This window comes from Burkholderia sp. AU45388, from assembly GCF_030481585.1.
Taxonomy (GTDB): domain Bacteria; phylum Pseudomonadota; class Gammaproteobacteria; order Burkholderiales; family Burkholderiaceae; genus Burkholderia; species Burkholderia sola.
Map to the genome: position 1 here is coordinate 368,702 of NZ_JAUJPV010000001.1, position 17,098 is coordinate 385,799.

The following is a 17,098-nucleotide window of genomic DNA, read 5'->3' on the forward strand; positions in this document are numbered from 1 at the left end:
CCAGAATTGGACCCGCGCCGGCGCACGTGCAGCCGGCGTCTCAAAACGAGCGCGAGCATGCCCGCATTCACTTCGATCGAGAAAATCGCCGACTGGGCCGGACGCCACCCGTTCGTCGTCGGCGCGTTGGGCACGCTGATGTCGCTTGCGGCGCTCGCGATCAGCGCGGTGACGCTGTGGGTCGCGCGCAGCGGAATCATCGAGCATGCGCACGAGACGTCGCGCAACGTCGTCGCCGTGCTCGCGAGCCAGATATCGAGGACGGTCGACACGTCGAACACCGCGCTGCTCGCGCTGGCGGCCGATCTCGGCAAGCCGGCCGTGCAGCGCATGGACGCCGGGCTGCGGCACGATCTGCTGTTCGAGCGCACCGCGGCGCAATACATGACCGGCATGGGCGTGACCGACAGGCAAGGCCGGCTGATCGACGGGTGTTGCGGCACGGTCCACCGCTGGGACTTCAGCGATCGCGACTACTTCAAGGTCCATCGCGATGCGGACGACGTCGGGCTCTACGTGTCTCAGCCCTATCGCGCCCGCTCGCGCGGCGGCAAGGAGTCCATCGCGCTGTCGCGGCGCGTCGAGCGGCCGGATCATACGTTCGACGGAATCGCGGTCGTCGCCGTCGATCTCGCTTACTTCGAGCAGTTGCTGTCCCGCCTGGACGTCGGGCCGAACGGGGTCAGCGCGATCGTACGCGCGGACGGCACGATCCTCGCGAGAAACCCGTCGTTGAACGACGGCCAGATGAAACGCCTGCGCCGCTCGACATCCTTCAAGCGGATGGTGAACAGCGAATCGGGCTTCTATCCCGCGCGTTCGAGCATCGACGGCACCGTGCGGCTCTATACCTACCAGCGGATACCGGGCACCCCGCTGATCGCGGTCGTCGCGCCGGCCGAAGACGACGTGCTGGCCGGCATCCGGCGCCTGTCGTGGGCGGTCGGCGTGTCGGCATCCGTGATCTGCGCATTGTTCTGCGCGGTGGTCTGGCTGCTGGCCTTCGCGTTGCGCGACAACTTCCACAAGCAGACGCTGCTGACCGATCTCACGCGTACCGATCCGTTGACCGGCTTGCGCAACCGTCGCGCGCTCGATACCGCGCTGGCCGACGAATGGGAGCGGCTGCAGCGCGGCAGCGGCGGCACCCTGTCGGTGCTGTTCATCGACGCCGATCACTTCAAGCAGTACAACGACCGGCACGGGCACGCGCAAGGCGACATCGCGCTGCGCTTTCTCGCCGAATGCATCCGCGCGCATACGCGGCGGCGCGGCGACCTCGCCGCGCGCTACGGCGGCGAGGAATTCGTCGCGCTCTTGCCCGATACGGATGAAAACGGCGCCGCACAGGTTGCCGAAGCGATTCGCCGCGAAGTCGAACGCAACCGGCTCGACGGGTTTGCGGAAACCGTGCCGGCTTTCACGGTCAGCATCGGCTGCGCGACCGGCCGGCGCACGCGGCATGCGTCCATGCTCGCGCTGTCGCACCAGGCGGACATGGCGCTCTACCGCGCAAAGCGCGAAGGCAGGAACCGCGTGTGTTGCGCGCAGACGGACCCGGTGTGAAAGCGCCGGTTCGACCGGGACCGACGGCAGCACGCGCGGCGCCGGTTCCGACGGCATCCCGCTCGGAACGTCGCGGCCACGCGCGTGCGCTGCCGCGACCGCGGCCGTTTCACTGCCCGGGTTCGATATACGCCGCCAGTTCTTCCGGCTCGCCCGACGGAAACGCGTCCTTCAGGTGATCGAGAAACGCGGACACGCGCGCGCTCAATAATCGCCTGGACGGATACAGCGCCCACAGCGCGATATCGGAACCCGGCACGTCGCCCCAACTGACGAGCGTGCCGGCGTCCAGGTCGCGGCCCACGAGCGATATCGGCAGGCACGCGGCGCCCAGGCCGAGACGGACCGTATCGCGCACCATGCTCAGCGACGACAGCCGCGCCACCGGTTCGACCGGGATGCGCGCGGCCCCGGCCGGCCCGGCGACCTCCCATGCAGTGCGCGTGTCGTTCGCGCCGCGCACCACGGCCGGTGCCGGCGTGGGCGCGTCGCCGCCGGGCCGCGCCAGCGCGGGCTTCGCGACGACGACCAGCCGGTCGCGCAGGATCACGCGCCCGATCAGGCTTTCGTCGGGGTCCGGGTTCACGCGGATCACGAGGTCGTACCCTTCCTCGATCATGTCGACGGGCCGGTCTTCGGTCGTTACCTCCAGCCGAACGTCCGGGTATTTCAGCGCGAACGTCGCCACCAGCTTCCCCATCGCGAACTGGGAAAACAGCATCGGCGCGCTGATGCGCAACCGGCCGCGCGGCCGCTCGCTCCCCGCTGCGATCGCCGACGCGCTGTCGGCCAGCTCCGCGAGCAACGCGCCCGTCCGCTCGTAGAGCGCGCGCCCTTCCTGCGTGAGCTTCACGCCGCGCGAGCCGCGCTCGAACAAACGCAGCGACAGGCTGTTCTCCAGTTCCGCGACACGGCGCGACAGCGTCGCCTTCGGGCGATCGGCGACCCGTGCGGCCTCCCCGAAGCTGCCATGGCGGGCGACGAGATTGAAATCGGCGAGAGCGAGCAGGTCCATGTGTTCCACCAGTGAGACGACACGTCTATTTATCACACCTTCCGGATCGTATGTGGATCACCTAACTTACGTGTGCAGTCAATCCCATCGTTATCTCAGGAGTGAACATCATGACCATTCTCGTTACCGGCGCCACCGGCCGTATCGGCCGCCAGCTCGTCCGCCAACTTGTCGATCGTGGCGCCGACGTGCGCGTGCTGGTGCGCGATCCGGCCAAGGCCGACTTTCCCGCGGCCGTGACCGTCGCGCAGGGCGACATGCTCGACGTCGACGCGTTGCGGGCGGCCTTCTCCGGTGTACGCGCGCTATTCCTGCTCAACGGCGTGGCGGGCGACGAATTCACGCAGGCGCTGATCGCGCTGAACCTCGCCCGCGAATCGGGCATCGAGCGCGTCGTCTATCTGTCGGTCCTGCACGCCGACCGCTTCGTGAACGTGCCGCACTTCGCGGTGAAATCCGGCGCGGAGCGGATGATCGAGCAGACGGGTTTCAGCGCGACGATCCTGCGGGCCTCGTATTTCATGGACAACGATGCGATGGTCAAGGACGTGATCGTCGGGCACGGCGTGTACCCGATGCCGATCGGCGGCAAGGGCGTCGCGATGGTCGACGTGCGCGACATCGCGGAAGTCGCGGCGATCGAGTTGATCCGCCGCCACGATGCGCCGGGCAAGCTGCCGGTCGACACCCTCAACCTGGTGGGGCCCGACACGCTGACCGGCCCGCAACTGGCGTCGATCTGGTCGGACACGCTCGGGCGCCCGGTTGCCTATGGCGGCGACGATCCCACGCCGTTCGAAGACAATTTCGCGAAATTCATGCCGAAATGGATGGCATACGAAATGCGGCTGATGGCCGAGCGCTACGTCAGCGACGGGATGGTGCCGGAGGCCGGCGACGTCGAACGGCTGACCGCGATCCTCGGCCGCCCGCTGCGGACGTATCGCGACTTCGTGGCCGCGCTCGTGCGTTGAGGGCGATGCCGAGCGTTCGTGCATCGGGCGGCAGAGCAGGCAGTCGCCAAGCGGTTGCACCGGCCGCACGCGCGGCCGGTTCGTCCATCCGGTCACCCGGCCGTCGCCGGCGACGCGGCCACGGGGTGGCATCGCCGCGTGCGCGGCGGATTTCGCGGCATCCCGACATCTGGCAGCGAAGCGGCGGCGTCAATATAATCGCCTGTTCGTGCCGCGCGGCACGCCGCACAATCCGGTCGCCGACGACGAATGCTGGATCGTGCTGATCGAGCCCGTGCAGACCCGGCATACCGGCGACGTCCAGTCGCCGCTGACGCGCACGATCGACGAGCAACTGGGCCGGGCGCGCTGAATTCGCCGGGCGCGGCGGCGGCCGACGGCTACAACATCGCCTGACTGACCAGCCCGTACAGTCCGACTATCGGGTCGGCCGCGCCCTCGTGTGCCGCGGCCGGCGCGTTGCGAACCATCTTCGAACAGGTATCCACCTGCTTCAGTCCCTGTTCGCTCAACCAGTCCGGCAAACTGCTCCCGTCGGGCACATCGATACGCACGAATTCGCCGTCGCGTTTCGTCAGCCAATAGCCGATCAGCGCCTTCGCGCGCGCATCGTCGCTCGAACGCGGCGCGACCACCGGACCGACCACGTAACCGCGACCGAAGCGCCGCAGCACCGAAAACCCGACGATCTCGCCGTCGCGTTCGAGCACGACGCTTTCTCCCCGCGCCTGCAACGCGGACAACAGCGCTTCGCGCTCGAGGCCGGACGCACGCGCGTCGAGTTCGACCAGACGTGGCCAGTCGGTCGGCGAACCCGCACGCAGACGCTCGCCGTCGGGCACCGCGACGGCGGCGGGCCGATCCACGTTCCCCTGATATTGGCCCAGCGAGCCGCACACGGTGAACCCCAGTTTCTCGTAGAGCGGCCGACCGGCCGGCGTCGCGTGCAGGAACGTGATGCGCGGCCCCAGTTCGTCGAGGAGCGTCTCCATCAGCTTGCGGCCGATTCCGCGGCCCTGATGCGCGTCGGAGACGATCACATGCCCGATCGCCGCGCGATCCGCACCGTACTTCCAGCACATCGCCGTGCCGATGACGACGCCGTTTTCCTCGGCCGCGAATGCGGTCGACGTTTCCGCGGAAAACTGCCAGTCTTCCGCCCGGAACGGCCAGCGAAGCGCCGTGGAAAGCGCATGGGCGGCGGGGACGTCCGCCGCGGTGAATCCGCGGTAGTGAAGCGCCGACGTCGCGCCGGCCTCGTTCATTTCGTGTTCCTGTTGCATCAAGCAGTCCTTCCAAACGGTGTTGTTTTGCAATGCGGCACGCAAGAAAAATGCGGCGTGCTCATATCGAAGGGACGGCAAATCGACGTTTGCGTCCCGATGTTCGAGATGCCCGGATCTCGCCGATTGGCGCGTGCGCCCGACGACCGGACGTCGACCGGTTTCCACGCCGCCCGACGCATCACGGCGATCGCGCGAAGTAATGCTGCGCCAGCGCGACCCAATAGCGGACGCCGGCCGGAATGATCTCGTCGTTGAAGTCGTATTTCGGGTGATGCAGCGCCGGTGCGCTCGCGCCGTCCTGCGCATTGCCGATCAACACGTACGCGCCCGGCCGTTCCTCCAGCATGAAGCCGAAATCTTCGGAGGTCATGTTCGGCGGCACGTCGCGATCGACGCGCGCGTCGCCGAACGTGTCGCGAATCACCGCTTCGCACAGCGCCGTCTCGGCCGGCGTGTTGACCGTCGCCGGGTAGTACTGGAAAAACTCCACGTCGACCTGCGCGCCATAGGCTCCCGCGAGCCCTTCGCACGCGAGCCGCACGTCGCGCTGCAGCTTCTGCTGCAAGGCCGACGACAGCGTGCGGATCGTGCCGCGCAGCTCGGCGGTGTCGGGAATCACGTTGTCCGTCGTGCCCGCATGGAACATGCAGACGGAAATGACCGCCGGGTCGACGGGATCCTTGTGCCGCGCGGCGATGGTCTGGCACTGCAGCACCATCGAGCATGCGAGCGGCACCGGATCGATGCCCAGATGCGGCTGCGCCGCGTGCGCGCCCTTGCCCGTCACCGTGATCCTGAAGCGCGAGCCGGCGGCCATGATCGCGCCGGTGCGCAACCCGAAATGCCCGGCCGGCAGACCAGGCCAGTTGTGCATGCCGAACACCGCTTCCGTCGGGTATTGCTCGAACAGCCCGTCGTCGATCATCCGGCGCGCGCCCGCGCCGCCCTCTTCGCCCGGCTGAAACACGAAATGAACGGTGCCGGGCAACTGCGGCAGTTCCTTCAGCACGCGTGCGGCGCCGAGCAACATCACGGTATGGCCGTCATGGCCGCACGCGTGCATGATCCCGTGCGTGCACGACGCGTGAGCGAAGTCGTTGGCTTCGTGGATCGGCAGCGCATCCAGATCGGCGCGCAACACGATGCCGCGGCGCGGATCCGCACCGGGCAGGCTCGCGACGACGCCCGTGCCGCCGAGCCCGCGCGACACCGCATAGCCGAGCGCCTCGAGCTCGCGGGCGACGACGTCGGCCGTCCGGTGTTCTTCGAATCGCAACTCGGGATGCGCATGCAGGTCGCGGCGCAGCTTCGCCCAGTGCGCGTGATGCGCATGCAGCGACGAGTCGGGGATGACGGGATTGTCCAATTTCGGCACCTTCGGAATGTAGCGGGCTTCCAACTGTACTGCCGGCGCGAATCGCGCGCCGCGGCTGCGTCAGTCGTAATAGCCGACGATCGACTTGGTTTCCATGTATTCCTCCATCCCTTCGATCCCGTACTCGCGGCCGTTGCCCGACTGCTTGTATCCGCCGAACGGCGCCTGAGGGTCCCATGCCGGGTAGTTCAAGTGCACTTGGCCGGCGCGGATACGCGCGGCCACCGCGCGTGCACGCTCCTTGTCGGTGCCCTGCACGTGCGCGCCCAACCCGTAGACCGTGTCGTTCGCGATCGCGACCGCTTCGTCCACGGTGTCGTAAGGCAGGATCGCGAGCACCGGGCCGAAGATCTCCTGCTGCGCGATCGCCATGTCGGTGCGCACCTCGGAGAAAATCGTCGGCCGCGCATAAAAGCCGCGGTCGAGCCCCTTGGGCCGGCCTGGGCCGCCGGCGATCAGCTTCGCGCGTTCGTCGATGCCCACGTCGATCATCTGCGCAACGCGCCCGAACTGCGCGCGATTGGCGAGCGGCCCGTGCGTCGTGGCTTCGTCGAACGGATCGCCGACCACGAGCGTTTGCGCGGTCGCGACGGCCAGCGCCTCGACGTCACCGAGCACGGCGCGCGGCACGATCATGCGGGTCGGCGCGCTGCACGACTGCCCCATGTTGCGGAACGCGGCGGCCACGCCGGGCGGGATCGCACGCGACAGGTCCGCATCCGGCAACACGATATTCGGCGACTTGCCGCCCAGTTCCTGCGCGACGCGCTTGACGGTCGCCGCCGCCGCCTGCGCGACGAGCACGCCGGCGCGCGTCGAGCCGGTGATCGACACCATGTCGACCTCCGGATGCGACGACAGCGCGGCGCCCACCGTTTCGCCGCTACCGCTCACGAGGTTGAATACGCCGGCGGGCACGCCCGCATCGGCAACCACTTCCGCGAACAGCAACGCGCTGAGCGGCGACAGCTCGCTCGGCTTCAGCACCACCGTGCAGCCGGCCGCGAGCGCCGGCCCGACCTTCGCGGTGATCTGGTAGATCGGCCAGTTCCACGGGGTGATCAGCGCACATACGCCGATCGGCTCGCGCGCGACCGCAGTCGTGCCGCGCCGTTCGACGAACGGGTAGCGCGCGAGGTTGTCGCGTGCGACGCGGATATGTTCAGCCGCGAGCGGCACGTGCGCGCCGCGCGCATAGCCGATCGGCGCGCCCATCTCCAGCGCGAGCGCGGTGGCGAACAACTCGGCGCGCGCCAGCATCAGCGCATGGATGCGGTCGAGCAACGCCGCGCGTTCCTGCGGTGAAGTCGCGGACCAGCGTTCGAACGCACGGCGCGCGGCCTGCACCGCGCGATCGGCGTCGCGTGCGCTGCCGAGCGGGATCTCGCCCAGCGTGCCCTCCGTGGACGGGCTGATGACGGCAAACCGATCGCCGCCTTCGGGCATGACCCAGTCGCCGTCGATGAAGAAGCGATCGAGCCTTCCGGCTTGCATCAGGTGAACAACAGGGGAATTCATTGAAGAGTGTCCTTGAGTCGATACCAGGCGCCGACGAACGGCAGAAACCACGGTTTGCCGAAGTGGCCCGGAATCGCGGGCCAGTCGAAACCTTTCCACGGGTTCAGATCGGCGCGTCCGTCCATGATCTCGGCCATCAACGTGCCCATCAGCGTGGCCATGTGCGTGCCGTGGCCGCTATAGCCCATCGAGTAGTAAACGCCGTCGCGCTCGCCCGCGCGCGGCAGCCGGTTGGCCGTCATGTCGACCATCCCGCCCCAGCAGTAGTCGATGCGTACGTCGGCCAGCTCGGGAAACACGGCGGCCATCTGCTGCCGCAGGATCGCCCCGCTCTTTTCGTCGGAGCGCGGATTCGACGCGGCAAAACGCGCGCGCCCGCCGAACAGCATCCGGTTGTCGGGCGTGACGCGAAAGAAATTCACGAAGTTCTTCGTGTCGGTGGCCATTCGGCGCGTCGGCAGCAAGCGGTCGAGCAGGTCGTTCGGCAATGGCTCCGTGACGATGATGAACGCGCCGACCGGCACGATCCGGCGGCGAACCCAGCCGAACGGCCCCACCTGCGAAATGCCGCTCGCGAGCAGCACCTGGCGCGCGCGGATCTCGCCGAGCGGCGTACGCACCGCGTACGCGCCGCCCGCTTGCCTATGCAGGCCGAGCACCGGCGCATGCTCGAGAATATGCGCGCCGCGGGCTTGCGCGGCGCGCGCGAGGCCGCGCACGTAACGGCCGACGTGCATCCCGGCGCTCTTGCCGAACAGCAGCCCGCCGTGATAACGATCCGAGCCGATCTCGTCGCGCAGCTCCGCCTTCGTGACCACGCGCGTGTCGGGGTCCACGCTCGCCGCGAGCAGCGCCTGACTGCGCACGAGCTTGTCGTAATGCTCGGGCTTCGCCGCGAGCTTCAGCTTGCCGCGGCGGACGAAATCGCAATCGATCGACTCCTCCCTGACCAGTCGCTCGACCGTGTCGACGCCCGCGTCGAACGCGAGATAGAGCCGGTTGGCCAGTTCCGTGCCGAGGCGCTGCGACAGCGACGCGTAATCCTGCGCGAAGCCGTTGTTGCACATGCCGCCGTTGCGTCCCGATGCCGCCTGCCCGACGGTGCCCGCCTCGCAGACGATCACGCGCGCGCCTTTCTTGGCCAACGCCAGCGCGGCGGCCGAACCGGTGATCCCGCCGCCGACCACCACCACGTCGCAATTTCCGTCATGCAACGCCGGCGAGCTGCTCACGAATGGCTCCGACGTATCGAGCCAGTAGGAACTGAAACGCATCAGGCACTCCTAAGCTGTCCATCGCACCGCACCGCACTGCGCTGCCAGGCTGCCGAACGTCCGCCGCGCCGACCGGACGCTTGCCCGCGATCCGGATCGAAGCACGTCGTCCGCAGGCCCCCCGCATCGGCGCGACGCGCCCTGCATCAGAAATCCGCGACCTTGCCCCAGGCGGACTCGCTGAACCGGCCGGGCCGGTACGGCGTCGGGTCCACGAACGGCTCCGCACCGGACGCAAGATCGGCGATCAGGTGCCCGGCGCCCGGGCCGATCCCGAAGCCGTGCCCCGAAAACCCCGCGGCGAGGATCAGCCCCGGCACGCCCGGCACTTCGCCGATGCCCGGCACGCCGTCCGGCGTGCTGTCGACGAATCCGGCCCACGCGTGCGTGATCTTCGCCTCGCGCAATTCGGGCAACAGTTCGGATGCGCGGCGGTACGTTTCGGCGACCGTCGGCATGTCGGGCTTCGGATCGAGAATGCGCACGGCTTCCATCGGCGTCGGCGCGTCCAGGCGCCAGCGCTTCAACGTTTCATGGCCGCCGCGCACGCCTTCGAGGCCGCCCGGCAGCAGATTGCGCCAGCGTTTCGCGAACATCGGCACGAATTGCGGCGCGAAGCGCAGGAACTGCGGCGTCAGGTCCACGCGCGCGCGGCCGCTGATCGCCAACGCGTAGCGTCCGTCGCAGCGGCGCGTGATGGACACGCCGGACGTGTACATCGCACCCGGCAGCGGCGTATCGACGGGCGACACGCTCAGGATCGACTGACGGATCGACGCTTGCGGAAACCGGATGCCGAGCTGGCGGCAGAACGACGACGCCCATGCGCCGCCGGCCATCACGACCGTTCGGGTCTTGATGACGCCGGCCTCGGTGACGACGCCGGCGACACGGCCGCCTTCGAGCTCGATGCCGCGCGCCGCGCAGTGCTGGTGGACACTGCCGCCCAGCTTGATCAGCGCGGCGGCCACGGCCGGCGCGGCCTTGCCTGGATCGGCCGTGCCGTCGGTCGGCGAGAACACGCCGCCCTTCCATTGCCGCCCGGTTGCCCGTCCGCGCTCGGCGGCCTGCTTGCTGTCGAGCATGTAGGTGGTCACGCCCGCGGTCTTCGCGAATTCGCCCCAGCTGGCCCAGCGGGACAGCTCGGCCTCGTCGTTGCTGAGATACAGCAGCCCGCAGCGATGAAAGCCGGTGTCTTCTCCGGATTCGGCGGCGAACCGTTCCCACAGATCGATGCTCTTGCTCGCCATCGGCAACTCGCGTGCGTCGCGGTTCTGCTGGCGGCACCAGCCCCAGTTGCGGCTCGACTGTTCGGCGCCGATGCGCCCCTTCTCGACGAGCGCGACCGATATGCCGCGGCGGGCCAGGTAGTAGGCCGTGAAGACGCCGACGATGCCGCCGCCGATCACGACGACGTCGGCCGCGGCCGGCGGCGTGGACAAGGTTTCGATATGGCGCAGCGGAGGGGACATGCTCAGTCTCGTTCGGTGGAGGGTTTGACGTTCTGCATCACGTAGAACTTCGCCACGCGTTCGCTGCTTTCCCACCCGATCGACGCGCCGCGCGGCACGAACAGCGCGTCGCCGTTACCGAGCGCCTGCACGCTGCCGTCGGGCGCCGCGAACCGGACGCCGCCGTCCAGCAGGAACATGAACTCGTTCGCGCGATGCGGCCGGACGATCCGGTGATACGGCGTCGAATCCCACGTGCCCGCGCAGTACCCGGCGCCGTCGTCGGTGAATACGTTGTCGCTGCGGCATTGCGGCGCGGGGCCGAGCAACACGTCGGCCGGCAGCGTGGCGGACGGTTTGAAGTTCGCGTCGGCGTGCAGCGCGAAGAGGCCTTGTTTCGTCGGTGTCTCGCACGCTGCCGAGCAGAACGTCAGCCGCACGGGCGATTGCGCGGCGATGCGCAGCGCGGTGCCGCGGCCGATCACGACGCCTTGCCGCGGGCCGAGCACCAGCGGCGCGGCCCCGGCCGCTTCGAGCGTCAGTTCGCCTTCGACGACGACGAGGGTTTCGATGTGCGGAAAACTCGGCACGTCCAGTTCGCCGACGAAGCCGATGCGCCCCGCGGCCATCGCGTCGGGGCCTTCCCACGCGATCTCGCGATGCGACGCGAACGGATCGCTCGCGCCGAACGCCTGCTTGCGGAACGCGGTGGAAGACGGTGCGCCGTCGGCCCGGTGCAACACGAAAACTGCGGTCATTTCTGCTCCTGTGCAGTGCGTGACGGATTCGTTCGAAAGCGGTCACGCGATATCGGAAATCGTCGTTCGCCGGCTCGCCTGCCGGACATCCTCAGCGGGGCATGTCGTCCATGCACGTGCTTACGCCGCGTGACACGACGCATCGCGGCGTTCGCCGCGCAAGCGCGTCGATGGCGTTCGCACCGGCGCGCCGCCCGTTCTGGCGACCACGTAATCGCGCGGCGTGATCCCGAGCACGCGCCGGAAATGCCGGCACAGATGGCTCTGATCGAAGAAGCCGACGTCGGTCGCGACGACCGACGGCGCGAGACCGGCGCGCAACAGGTCCTGCGCCCGCCGTATCCGCACGAGACACAGATACCGGTGCGGCGACAGCCCGGTTTCGCTGCGAAAGCGCGCGGTGAAACGCGAGACGCTCAACCCGGCCACCGCCGCGAGCGTGTCGAGGTTCAGCGGCTGCGCGAACGATGCATCGATCGTGCGCAGCACGTCGCCGATCGCCGGCGACACGGGCCGCGCGACACGCGGCGAGCCCACGAATTGCACTGTCATGTCGAGTTCTCCCGGCGCTTGCTTCAATGCAGGAAATCCTGCATCCGGTAATACGCGCCGACGAGCGGCAGGAACCACGCGTGCCCGAAATGGCCGGGTATCGCCGGCCATTCGAGCTCGCGCCACGGATTCGACGCGGCCGCGCCATACAGCACGTCGGCCATCACGCGGCCCATGTGCACCGACATCTGCACGCCGTGGCCGCTGTAGCCCATCGAGTAATAGAGCCCGTCGTGCTGGCCCGCGCGCGGCAACCGGTCGGCGGTGATGTCGACGAGGCCGCCCCAGCAGTAGTCGAGGCGCACGCCGGCCAGTTCCGGGAAGTAGCCGGCCATGCCGGCGCGCAGGACGTCGCCGCTCTTCGCGTCGGAGCGCGGGCTCGACATCGCGAAACGTGCGCGGCCGCCGAACAGCAGCCGGTTGTCGGGCGTCACGCGGAAGTAGTTGCCGATCTGGCGCGACGTCACGTATGCGCGGCGGTGCGGAAACAGCCGGTTCAGCTGCGCATCCGGCAGCGGCTCGGTCACGACGATGAAGCTGCCGACCGGCGCGATGCGCCGCCGGAACCATGCGAACGGCCCGTGCTGCGATGCGCCGGTCGCGACCAGCACGCGATCGGCGACGATCGTGCCGCGGGCGCAGGTGACGCGGTGGCGCTCGCCGTCGAGCCGGTCGAGCTGCGTGACGGCCGCGTGCTCGTACACGCGTGCGCCGGCACGCACGGCCGCTTGCGCGAGGCCGACGCCGAACTTGCCCATGTGCATCTGCGCGCCGTTGCGCTGCAGGAGCCCGCCGTGGAAACCGTCCGACGCGATTTCATCGCGGATCCGCGACGGTTCGATCAGTTCGATGTCCGGATCGACGTCGCGCCGCAACGTATCGAACGTCTTCGCGAGCCCCGCGAAATGCTGCGGCTTCGCGGCGAGCTTGAGCTTGCCCGCGCGCCGGAAATCGCAGTCGATCGCGTGTTCGGTCACGATCGTCTCGACGCTCTTCACCGCGCTTTCGTACGCGAGATAAAACTGCTTCGCCTGCGCGGCGCCGATGCGAGCCGCCAGCGACGCGTAGTCCTGCGCGACACCCGTATTGCACTGGCCGCCGTTGCGGCCGGACGCTTCGCCCGCGACCTGCGCGGCCTCCAGCACGACCACCGAGACGCCGCGCTGCGCGAGCGCGAGCGCCGCCGACAAGCCGGTGAAACCGCCGCCGATCACGACCACGTCGGCGCGCCCTTCGACGGGCCCAACGCTGCCGTCGCGAAACGCGGGGCGGGTATCCAGCCAGTACGATTCCAGTTTCATCGGATCCTTCTCGAGCATTTCCGCAACGACGATCGGCGATCGTTCAATGAGAATCATTTAATCACCGTCAAAAACCGCAGTTGCCGCGTATTCGCGCGCGGCACGCGTGCAAATTGCCGTTTTGCGCGATCGCCGCGGCAGACTATGCGGCGGGCCGTCCACCGCACCGCGCGATGAACGATTCGCGCGCCACGCGCTACAGCCGCACCGGCGCGACATCCGCGGGAACCGGCTCCGCCTGGAAACTCGCGAGATCTTCCTCGCTGCGATGGCACAGCACCTGCGCGCCGTTGCCGAGCGTGCGCAGCGACGGGGCCGTCCGGTTGCACACGCCGTCCACGCGCATCGCGCAGCGCGACAGGAACGGACACAGCTCGGCGTCGTTCTCGCGCTCGCCGATCGGCACCAGCGGCCGGTGGCAACGCTCGGCCGCAGCGTCGAGCCAGCCCGCCCGCAACTCCGGCGCGGACGACACCAGCAAATGCGAATACGGGTGATAAGGCGGCGCGCACAGCGCGTCGCGGCTGCCCGTCTCCACGCGGCGGCCCGCATACAGCACGACGATGTCGTCGCTGATCGCGCGCACCTTCGCGATGTCGTGCGTGATGAACACGTACGACACGCCGAGCTTCGCCTGCAGGTCGCGCAGCAGTTCGATGATCGCGGCGCCGACCACGGTGTCGAGCGCCGACGTGACCTCGTCGCACAGGATCAGGTCGGGCTCGGCCGCGAGCGCGCGCGCGAGGTTCACGCGCTGCTTCTGCCCGCCCGACAGCTCGCCGGTCCGCCGCGACGCCACCGCCGGCGGCAGCCGCACGAGTTCGAGCAGTTCCGCGACGCGCTGGCGTGCGCGCGCGCCCTTGATCCCGTGGTAGAACGCGAGCGGCCGTGCGAGCGTGCGCTCGACGGTGTGCACCGGGTTGAGCGCGGTATCGGCGTTCTGGAACACGATCTGCACGCGGCGGTGCTGCTCCTTGGTGCGCTTGGCGATGTCGCGCGCGAGCGGCTCGCCGTCGAGCAGGATCGTGCCGCCGGTCGCCGGCACGAGGCCCGCGATCACCTTCGCGAGCGTCGTCTTGCCGGAACCCGATTCGCCGATCACGCCGACCGTCTGCCCGCGCCCGATGCGCAGGTCGACTTCGTGCAGGATCACCTTCGCGGGCCAGCCGTTCGCGGCGCGGCCGCCGTAGCCGGCGATCGCGCCGCGCACGTCGAGCAGCGGCGCCGGCGCGGCCGGCTCCGCTGCCTGTGCTTGCGCGGTGCGTTCGGCGTCGTTCGGCGTGACCGCCGCGATCAGGCTCTGCGTGTACGGGTGCGTCGGCGCATGCAGGATCTGTTCGGTGTCGCCCGCCTCGCGGATTACGCCGTCGCTCAGCACGACGATCCGGTCGGCCATCTGCGCGACCACGGCCAGGTCGTGCGACACGTACACCGCACTCATCCCGTAGCGCTTGATCACGTTCTTGAACGCCTGCAGCACGTCGATCTGCGTGGTCACGTCGAGCGCGGTGGTCGGCTCGTCGAGAATCACCAGCTCCGGATCGGTGATCAGCGCCATCGCGGCCATCAGCCGCTGCAGCTGCCCGCCCGACACCTGGTGCGGATAGCGCTTGCCGATCGTCTCCGGCTCCGGCAGCGCGAGCGCGCGAAACAGCTCGATCGCCTTCGCCTGCGCGTCGCGCTTCGTCATCGTCTTATGGATCAGCGCGCTCTCGATCACCTGGTCGAGAATCGTGCGCGACGGGTTGAACGAGGCAGCCGCGCTCTGCGCGATATACGCGACCTTGCGGCCGCGCAGCGCGGTCAGCGCCGCCGCGGACAGCGTGCACACGTCGGTGCCGTCGAGCTTCACCGAGCCGCCGGCGATCCGGCATCCGGTGCGCGCATGGCCCATCAGCGACAACGCGATCGTCGTCTTGCCGGAGCCCGATTCGCCGATCAGCGCGAGTACCTCACCGCGCCCGATCTCGAAGTCGACGCCGTGGACGATCGTCGTTTCCTCGCCACCGGGCCGGCCGCCGACCACGCGCAGCCCGCGCACCTCGACGAGCGGATTCGATTCGTGTCGCATCAGTGTCCTCCGGCGGCGCCGGCCGCGCCCTTGCGGCGGCCGCGATGCGGCAGGCCGTCGATCATCAGGTTGACGCCCACCGTCAGGATCGCGATCGCGACCGCGGGAATGATCGCGACGGCCGAGCCGTCGCCGAGGCTCGCGATGTTCTCGCGCACGAGCGAGCCGAGGTCCGCGTAAGGCGGCTGCACGCCGAGCCCGAGAAAGCTCAGGCCGCTCAGCAGCAGCACGACGAACGTGAAGCGCAGCCCGGTGTCCGCCAGCATCGGGTGGATCATGTTCGGCAGCATCTCGACGCACGCGATGTACAGCGCGCTTTCGCCGCGCGCCTTGGCCACCTGCACGAATTCGAGCGTGCTGATGTTGACGGCCAGCGCGCGCGCGATCCGGTACGAGCCGGGCATGTAGCTGACCGCGGCGGTGAGGACCAGCAGCGGCAGCGACGAGCCGAACGCGGCGACGAACATCAGCGCGAACATCTTCGACGGAATCGACGTGAGCGCATCGAGCAGCCGGCTCATCGTCTCGTCGACCGCGCGGCCCGACACCGTCGCGAGCAGCCCGAGCGTCGTGCCGGTCACCGCGGCGAGCAGCACCGCGGCCAGCGCGAGCAGCACGGTCAGCCGCGTGCCGTACAGGATCCGGCTCAGCATGTCGCGGCCGAGGAAGTCGGAGCCGAACGGCAGCTTCGCGCTGAACGGCGCAAATACGTCCGGCGTGACGATCGTGCCGACGTCATGCGGCGCGATCAGCGGCGCGAACACCGCGACGAACAGCATCAGGCCGGCCATCGCGAGGCCGACGCGGCCGCCGGAGGTCAAGGCGATGCGCGCGGCGCGGCGCTTGCGCGGCTGTTCGGGGGCAGGCGCGGCAGGCGGCATGCTGCCCCGCCCCAGGGGCGGGTCGCCGGAGGGCGGCAGCGCGCTGCTGCGTTGTACGGGTTCGATCGGTTGCATGGGCGGCATCTCGGAAGAAAGACGAAACACTCAGGTGCGCAGTCGCGGGTTCGACACGATCGAGCACAGGTCGGCGAGCAGCACGAGCGTCAGGTAAGCGACGCAGAAGATCAGCGTGCACGCCTGGACCAGCGGGAAATCGCGGTTGCTGACGGCGTCGACCATCAGGCTCGCGAGGCCCGGATAGTTGAAGATCGTCTCGACGACGATCACGCCGCCGAGCAGATACGACAGGCTCAACGCGATCGCGTTGGCGATCGGGCCGATCGCGTTCGGCAACGCATGGCGCAGCACGACGCGAGCCGGGCTCGCGCCCTTGAGCACGGCCATCTCGACGTACGACGCGCTCAACTGCTCGATCACCGCGGCGCGCGTCATGCGTGCCATCTGCGCGATCACGACCGCGCACAGCGTCAGCACCGGCATCGCATACGCACGCAGGAAATCGTGCAGGCTTTCGATCGGGCCGCTGTACGACAGCGCGGACAGCCAGTGCAGCTTCACCGCGAACACGAGCACGGCGACGGTCGCGATCAGGAACTCCGGCGTCGCGACGAGCGACAGCGTGCCGAGGCTGATCACGCGGTCGACCACCGACTCGCGCTTGACCGCCGCGAGGATGCCGAGCAGCAGCGCGATCGGCACCGACACGGCGGTCGTGATCGCCGCCAGCGTGAGCGACTTCGGCAGGCGCCCGCCGATCAGCTCCGACACCGGCATGTCGCCGGAAAGCGACCGGCCGAAATCGCCGTGCAGCAGCCCGCCGAGCCAGTGCAGGTAGCGCACGTGCGCCGGCATGTCGAGACCGAACTGCTGGCGCAGCGCGGCGACCGTCTCCGGCGTCGCCGACTGGCCGAGCGCGGCCTGCGCGGCGTCGCCCGGCAGCAGGTTCGTGATCGTGAAGATGATCGCGGACACGATCAGCAGCGTCAGCGCGGTGACCGCGATGCGCCGGCCAATCAGCCCGATGAGGATTCGGTTCATGGAGCGAGACTCCGGAA

The 17,098-nt window shown here is 68.9% G+C and carries 14 protein-coding genes and 1 pseudogene; 3 read left to right on the forward strand and 12 right to left on the reverse strand.

All coding sequences use genetic code 11. From position 1 onward, the window contains the following. Nucleotides 1-57 precede the first annotated feature (57 nt). Nucleotides 58-1,566: a diguanylate cyclase gene (locus QZM72_RS01675; protein ID WP_301736951.1), complete on the forward strand. Its 1,509-nt coding sequence runs from the start codon at nt 58-60 to the stop codon at nt 1,564-1,566. A 109-nt stretch (nt 1,567-1,675) separates the two neighbouring features. Here QZM72_RS01675 and QZM72_RS01680 read toward each other — a convergent pair whose 3' ends face one another. Then, nucleotides 1,676-2,581 carry a LysR family transcriptional regulator gene (locus tag QZM72_RS01680; protein ID WP_089471310.1) on the reverse strand — a complete coding sequence of 302 codons (906 nt, stop codon included), beginning with the start codon at nt 2,579-2,581 and terminating at the stop codon, nt 1,676-1,678. Nucleotides 2,582-2,691: 110 nt separating this feature from the next. Between QZM72_RS01680 and QZM72_RS01685 the strand changes: the two genes are divergently transcribed. After that, nucleotides 2,692-3,555, forward strand: a complete 864-nt coding sequence (locus tag QZM72_RS01685) for an SDR family oxidoreductase (protein WP_089471708.1) — start codon at nt 2,692-2,694, stop codon at nt 3,553-3,555. Between the two features lie 208 nt (nt 3,556-3,763). Further along, nucleotides 3,764-3,907, forward strand: a pseudogene (locus tag QZM72_RS01690) (cupin domain-containing protein); the annotation flags it as partial. Between the two features lie 28 nt (nt 3,908-3,935). On the opposite strand, the gene QZM72_RS01695 reads toward QZM72_RS01690, so the two are convergent. From QZM72_RS01695 to QZM72_RS01745, 11 genes are all read right to left on the reverse strand, one after another. Then, on the reverse strand, nt 3,936-4,838 hold the full coding sequence (locus tag QZM72_RS01695) for a GNAT family N-acetyltransferase (RefSeq protein WP_301737225.1): 903 nt from the start codon (nt 4,836-4,838) through the stop codon (nt 3,936-3,938). A gap of 181 nt (nt 4,839-5,019) precedes the next feature. Further along, entirely contained in the window at nt 5,020-6,207 is a 1,188-nt protein-coding gene (locus QZM72_RS01700) for a M20 aminoacylase family protein (RefSeq protein ID WP_089471710.1), read from the reverse strand. Between the two features lie 69 nt (nt 6,208-6,276). Continuing rightward, nucleotides 6,277-7,734 (reverse strand): aldehyde dehydrogenase family protein, encoded by a 1,458-nt coding sequence (locus tag QZM72_RS01705; RefSeq protein ID WP_301736952.1) that lies wholly within the window; start codon nt 7,732-7,734, stop codon nt 6,277-6,279. After that, nucleotides 7,731-9,008 carry an FAD-binding oxidoreductase gene (locus tag QZM72_RS01710; RefSeq protein ID WP_301736953.1) on the reverse strand — a complete coding sequence of 426 codons (1,278 nt, stop codon included), beginning with the start codon at nt 9,006-9,008 and terminating at the stop codon, nt 7,731-7,733. Before QZM72_RS01710 ends, QZM72_RS01705 begins: the two co-directional genes overlap by 4 nt. 146 nt (nt 9,009-9,154) lie before the next feature. Continuing rightward, nucleotides 9,155-10,480 carry an FAD-binding oxidoreductase gene (locus QZM72_RS01715; protein WP_301736954.1) on the reverse strand — a complete coding sequence of 442 codons (1,326 nt, stop codon included), beginning with the start codon at nt 10,478-10,480 and terminating at the stop codon, nt 9,155-9,157. A 2-nt stretch (nt 10,481-10,482) separates the two neighbouring features. Continuing rightward, the gene (locus QZM72_RS01720) at nt 10,483-11,217 is read right to left on the reverse strand and encodes a cupin domain-containing protein (RefSeq protein ID WP_301736955.1); all 735 of its coding nucleotides are present in this window, start codon (nt 11,215-11,217) and stop codon (nt 10,483-10,485) included. Between the two features lie 120 nt (nt 11,218-11,337). Beyond that, the gene (locus QZM72_RS01725) at nt 11,338-11,769 is read right to left on the reverse strand and encodes a helix-turn-helix domain-containing protein (protein ID WP_089471315.1); all 432 of its coding nucleotides are present in this window, start codon (nt 11,767-11,769) and stop codon (nt 11,338-11,340) included. 23 nt (nt 11,770-11,792) lie between these two features. Beyond that, nucleotides 11,793-13,127, reverse strand: coding sequence for an FAD-binding oxidoreductase (locus QZM72_RS01730; protein ID WP_301736956.1), 1,335 nt, complete (start codon nt 13,125-13,127; stop codon nt 11,793-11,795). Nucleotides 13,128-13,266: 139 nt separating this feature from the next. After that, a complete protein-coding gene (locus QZM72_RS01735; protein ID WP_089471317.1) occupies nt 13,267-15,141 on the reverse strand; it encodes an ABC transporter ATP-binding protein in 1,875 nt (624 codons plus the stop codon). Next, nucleotides 15,141-16,097 (reverse strand): ABC transporter permease, encoded by a 957-nt coding sequence (locus QZM72_RS01740; protein WP_301736957.1) that lies wholly within the window; start codon nt 16,095-16,097, stop codon nt 15,141-15,143. Before QZM72_RS01740 ends, QZM72_RS01735 begins: the two co-directional genes overlap by 1 nt. Before the next feature lie 30 nt (nt 16,098-16,127). Next, nucleotides 16,128-17,081, reverse strand: a complete 954-nt coding sequence (locus QZM72_RS01745; protein ID WP_089471319.1) for an ABC transporter permease — start codon at nt 17,079-17,081, stop codon at nt 16,128-16,130. Nucleotides 17,082-17,098: the final 17 nt, after the last annotated feature.

What these genes read in the sequence shown, in the direction of transcription:
- QZM72_RS01675 (WP_301736951.1), top strand. Translation starts at nt 58, where the DNA reads ATGCCCGCATTCACTTCGATCGAGAAAATCGCCGACTGGGCCGGACGC.
- QZM72_RS01680 (WP_089471310.1), bottom strand. Translation starts at nt 2,581, where the DNA reads ATGGACCTGCTCGCTCTCGCCGATTTCAATCTCGTCGCCCGCCATGGC.
- QZM72_RS01685 (WP_089471708.1), top strand. Translation starts at nt 2,692, where the DNA reads ATGACCATTCTCGTTACCGGCGCCACCGGCCGTATCGGCCGCCAGCTC.
- QZM72_RS01695 (WP_301737225.1), bottom strand. Translation starts at nt 4,838, where the DNA reads ATGCAACAGGAACACGAAATGAACGAGGCCGGCGCGACGTCGGCGCTT.
- QZM72_RS01705 (WP_301736952.1), bottom strand. Translation starts at nt 7,734, where the DNA reads ATGAATTCCCCTGTTGTTCACCTGATGCAAGCCGGAAGGCTCGATCGC.
- QZM72_RS01710 (WP_301736953.1), bottom strand. Translation starts at nt 9,008, where the DNA reads ATGCGTTTCAGTTCCTACTGGCTCGATACGTCGGAGCCATTCGTGAGC.
- QZM72_RS01715 (WP_301736954.1), bottom strand. Translation starts at nt 10,480, where the DNA reads ATGTCCCCTCCGCTGCGCCATATCGAAACCTTGTCCACGCCGCCGGCC.
- QZM72_RS01720 (WP_301736955.1), bottom strand. Translation starts at nt 11,217, where the DNA reads ATGACCGCAGTTTTCGTGTTGCACCGGGCCGACGGCGCACCGTCTTCC.
- QZM72_RS01725 (WP_089471315.1), bottom strand. Translation starts at nt 11,769, where the DNA reads ATGACAGTGCAATTCGTGGGCTCGCCGCGTGTCGCGCGGCCCGTGTCG.
- QZM72_RS01730 (WP_301736956.1), bottom strand. Translation starts at nt 13,127, where the DNA reads ATGATTCTCATTGAACGATCGCCGATCGTCGTTGCGGAAATGCTCGAG.
- QZM72_RS01735 (WP_089471317.1), bottom strand. Translation starts at nt 15,141, where the DNA reads ATGCGACACGAATCGAATCCGCTCGTCGAGGTGCGCGGGCTGCGCGTG.
- QZM72_RS01740 (WP_301736957.1), bottom strand. Translation starts at nt 16,097, where the DNA reads ATGCAACCGATCGAACCCGTACAACGCAGCAGCGCGCTGCCGCCCTCC.
- QZM72_RS01745 (WP_089471319.1), bottom strand. Translation starts at nt 17,081, where the DNA reads ATGAACCGAATCCTCATCGGGCTGATTGGCCGGCGCATCGCGGTCACC.